The sequence below is a fragment of the Clostridiales bacterium genome (genome assembly GCA_012512255.1).
In the GTDB taxonomy this organism is placed as follows: Bacteria; Bacillota; Clostridia; order Christensenellales; family DUVY01; genus DUVY01.
Window position 1 is genome coordinate 1 of record JAAZDJ010000078.1, and the last position, 4,150, is coordinate 4,150.

Consider the following 4,150-nt stretch of genomic DNA (forward strand, 5'->3'; position numbering starts at 1 on the left):
CAATAAAACATACGGAAGCGGCGTTTTGGGCGCGCCTGCCGAGTCTATGTTTAACGCGTCTATGTGGTCAAGAGTTTATTATCCATACATTCTTGACACAATAGCTATATCCAAAAGGCTCAATAAAAACGACCATTTTGATTTAAACGGCAGCGAAGAAAATTCCAGCCTATTGGTCAGTTCTTGGGTGTGCGAAGACGCCGATTTTACAAATCAATTAACCTATACCATACAGGATAAAATTTTGGGGCCGATATCGGCATATCAAATTTTCGCGCGCCAAAAAGACAAGGCGGGCTTTGTCAAGCTGTTTGCCAAGCTAAGCAAAATTTTTGAGCCCGACGGCGAGCTTGTTTTGGACGAGACCAAAGATAAGGACCTGGTCGCGCATCAATGGGAGGATTCGCCCTTAAAAGAGCAAGCCCAAAACAAGCCGATGTATTCTTTGGACCAAAGCTGCCTAAAGCTTTTGGCTTACGATTTGATCGAGAGGATGGCCGTAAAATTTGCGATACCCGAAGCCAAGGCTTATGGCGAAGCCAAACTAAAACTTAGGCAAAAAATCAACCAAAAGCTTTATAATCAACAAAAAGGCTTATATCTTAACAGATACGCGGATGACACATGGGCGGAAAATTACGGCGCCACGAGTTTTTATCCGTTGATTGCTGGCGCGATAGAAACGCCCGAGCAGCTAAGGGCTGTCGTGGATAACCTTACATCCAAAAGACAATTTTGGGGCGAGTACATGATCCCCACATTATCCAAAAACAATAAAGAATACGGCGCGCCGCTAAAAACTATCGCGGGAAAAAAACCGCCTTACTTGGACTGGCGCGGAGCGATAGCGCCCTATGTTAATTATCTTATTTATCACGGTTTAATAAGATACGGGCTTGACGAAATTGCCAGCGATTTTGCGTATAAATGCGCAAAACTTTGGCAAAAGCGCGTCAAATTTAAGTTCAATATTTACTCCAAATATTTGCCGAACAAAAAATCGCCCAAAGACATCAAATACTTGAGCATGGAAGGCAATTTGTTGGCGCTGATAGGCATCCAATCGCTTATCGATGTTGAATATTTCAGGGACGATTTGAAATTTGCCATTAGGTTTGGCACTTTCGCAAAGGGCGCGCACGCAATAACCAATTTAAAACTTTTGGACCGCAATTACAGCATTGAGGTAGATAATTATACGACCGCAATGCTAGTTGACAATAAAGAAGTATTCAAAGCCGAAGGCGGAAGGTGTATTGTAAGACAGTTTTTGGAAACCAAAGAAGATTACAGCTTTTTGATTATAGCGCCTACCGAGCTAAAAATAACATTAAAACCGCTAAACCATATCCAGCTAAACAAAAAAGCCGAGTATGTGTTTACCGTTCCGCCGGGAAAACATAAGGTAAAAATCGCGGATAAGGTTTATACGCAATCAATGAGTTAAATATTAACAAATGATTTAAATCCCTAAAGTAATTGAACATTATATAAATAATTTGATATAATTAAGCATAGAGTGTGGGATAAACGAGGGGGCTCTAAAATGGGTGATAAAAAAATAAAACCGGCCATAAAAAATATATTTTTGACAAAACACAACACATTAATTTTATCAATCATTGATATGTTTTTTTTGGTTTTGTCTTATTTTTTATGCGTCATATTTTATTTGTTTTTATACGAACAAACTTTATGGCTTTGGGTAGGCAATCTTTATACTTTATTTTTTTTGGTCCTCCCTTATGCTTTGTTGTTTAATTTGTTTGGTCTATACCGAAACCTATGGCAATTTATGAGCTTAAGGGATTTGTTTAATTTGGTCATAGTTTTGGTGTCTTCCTCATTTGTTTTTGTAATCTCTTCGTTTATAACTACAGGCGGCGATGTGACATATTTGTTCTTTACAATACTGACATCTTTGTTGGCATGCGATATTATTTTAATCAGCAAATTAGTTTATTTTATATTATACGAGCGCTCGCGCCGCAAAAGAAACAACGGCGGCAAAAGAATCGCCATTGTGGGCGCGGGACAAGCCGGGGCGTTTTTGCTTGAAAACATATTGGCCGAAAAAGATTGCAAATATCAGCCTGTATGCTTCTTTGACGATGACAAAAGCAAAGTGGGCAAAAGCGTCAACGGCATAAAAGTGGCGGGCACTACGGACCAAATAGAGTTATTATGCTCCGAGCTTAATATTGACGAGATTGTTATAGCTATTCCTTCGTTGACTTTTGAGCAAAAACAGCGCATCCTAGATAAATGTCTCAAAACAAATTGCCGCGTCGTTACCGTGCCAAGTTTGACGGAAATGATAAGCGAAAAAAACATATGGCAAAGCAGAAGGCATATAGAGGTTGAAGACCTTCTTGACAGGGAGCCCATCAATCTTGACACCGATAAATTTTATGACATGATCTCGGGCAAGGTTGTTTTGGTAACGGGCGGCGGCGGCTCAATAGGCTCCGAGCTTTGCAGGCAAATCATTAAATATAAGCCCAGCAAACTTATCATTTTGGATATATATGAAAACAGCGCTTACGAAATTCAGCAAGAATTGATGCTTCAATACGGCGACAGCATCAATTTATTTATTGAAATAGCCACTATAAGAGACTACGACAAAATGGAAATTTTGTTTGAAAAATATAGGCCCGAGCTTGTCTTTCACGCGGCGGCGCACAAACATGTGCCCCTGATGGAAAGCAATCCCGACGAGGCCGTAAAGAATAATATATTCGGGACATATAACTTAGTCAGGCTAGCCGATAAATACGGCGTGCTGAGGTTTGTTTTAATCTCTTCGGACAAAGCCGTATATCCTACCAATGTAATGGGCGCGACCAAGCGCTTTTGCGAAATGATTATCCAGTCCATGAAAGATAGATCCAACACGCAATTTATGGCGGTAAGGTTTGGCAATGTTTTGGGCTCTAACGGCTCGGTAATCCCGCTTTTCAAAAAGCAAATAGAAAGAGGCGGGCCTGTTTATGTAACCAGCAAAGAGATTATAAGGTATTTTATGACCATACCCGAGGCGGTAAGCCTTGTATTGATGAGCGGCGCTAAAGGCAAAAACGGCTCCGTGTATGTGCTTGACATGGGCGCTCCCGTCAAAATTGACGATTTGGCGCGTAAAATGATAATTTTGGCAGGCTATGTTCCCGACAAGGATATAAAGATAGAATATATAGGACTTAGGCCTGGCGAAAAGATGTATGAAGAATTGATTATCCATAAAGACAGGGCGGACAAGATTGACGACAAAATATATGTTGAAAGGCTTTCCAATATCTCGTGGGAATTTATCATTAAAACGCTAGAAAAATTTGAAAAAGCGCTGCGCCAAAACAATAACGATTTGCTGGTTAAAATCTTAATGGACGCGGCGTATAATGGCGAAAGCCAAAGCCTTCAATCGCTCAAAGCCAATTTTGAAAGCGCGGCGGACCTAGGCGTTTTGGGACAAGCGGGGCAAGAGACAGCGGGATGAATATCTTTATAGTGCTTTTGGTTACATTTGCGGTTGCGGCTGTGCCTATAATTGAGTTAAAGGGCGCGATACCTTTGGGAATGGGGCTTGCGCTCCGTTATGGAATAGACCTTAATCCGTGGGTCTATTTTATTTTTGCTTATTTGGGATCGTGCCTGCCCGCCCCGTTTATAATTATGTTTTTGCGCCCGGTTTTGAATTATCTTGCCAAAACCAAGCTTTTTAGAAAGTTATCCCAATGGCTTAGCGCCCGTTTTTCCAAAAAAACATCCCAAATCAATCAAAAGGCCGACCAAAAATCGGAGGCTTATATGGAAAAACTTAAAAACGGCTATACAGAAGACGAGCTAAAAGAGCTTTACAGGCGCAAAAGAATAGAATGGTTTAAATATATATCGCTTTTTTTATTTGTCGCCGTGCCTTTGCCTTTGACGGGCTGCTGGACAGGCTCGGGCATTGCGGCGTTTATGGGCCTAAACCTAAAAAAAGGCCTGCCTATAATTTTTTTGGGCAATCTAGTCGCGGGATTGTTGATAATGTTTTTATCTTTGGCGGGCTTTAGCTTGCCCAGTTTGTTTTAAGATTTTTTTATTTTTTTAAATTAGGTTTTCTTTTTTTGAATTATTTTCTGTTTTTATTGGCAAACTAACAGAC

3 protein-coding genes are annotated in these 4,150 nt (G+C 40.6%); all 3 read left to right on the forward strand.

The window, feature by feature from the left end; translation table 11 throughout:
* The coding region (locus GX756_04155; protein ID NLC17052.1) for a hypothetical protein at positions 1–1,447 on the forward strand (1,447 nt) is incomplete at its 5' end.
* A 348-nt stretch (positions 1,448–1,795) separates the two neighbouring features.
* The gene (locus GX756_04160; protein NLC17053.1) at positions 1,796–3,496 is read left to right on the forward strand and encodes a polysaccharide biosynthesis protein; all 1,701 of its coding nucleotides are present in this window, start codon (positions 1,796–1,798) and stop codon (positions 3,494–3,496) included.
* The gene (locus tag GX756_04165) at positions 3,493–4,077 is read left to right on the forward strand and encodes a small multi-drug export protein (protein NLC17054.1); all 585 of its coding nucleotides are present in this window, start codon (positions 3,493–3,495) and stop codon (positions 4,075–4,077) included. Before GX756_04160 ends, GX756_04165 begins: the two co-directional genes overlap by 4 nt.
* The last annotated feature ends 73 nt before the right edge of the window (positions 4,078–4,150 follow it).

What these genes read in the sequence shown, in the direction of transcription:
- GX756_04165 (NLC17054.1), top strand. Translation starts at nt 3,493, where the DNA reads ATGAATATCTTTATAGTGCTTTTGGTTACATTTGCGGTTGCGGCTGTG.
- GX756_04160 (NLC17053.1), top strand. Translation starts at nt 1,796, where the DNA reads ATGAGCTTAAGGGATTTGTTTAATTTGGTCATAGTTTTGGTGTCTTCC.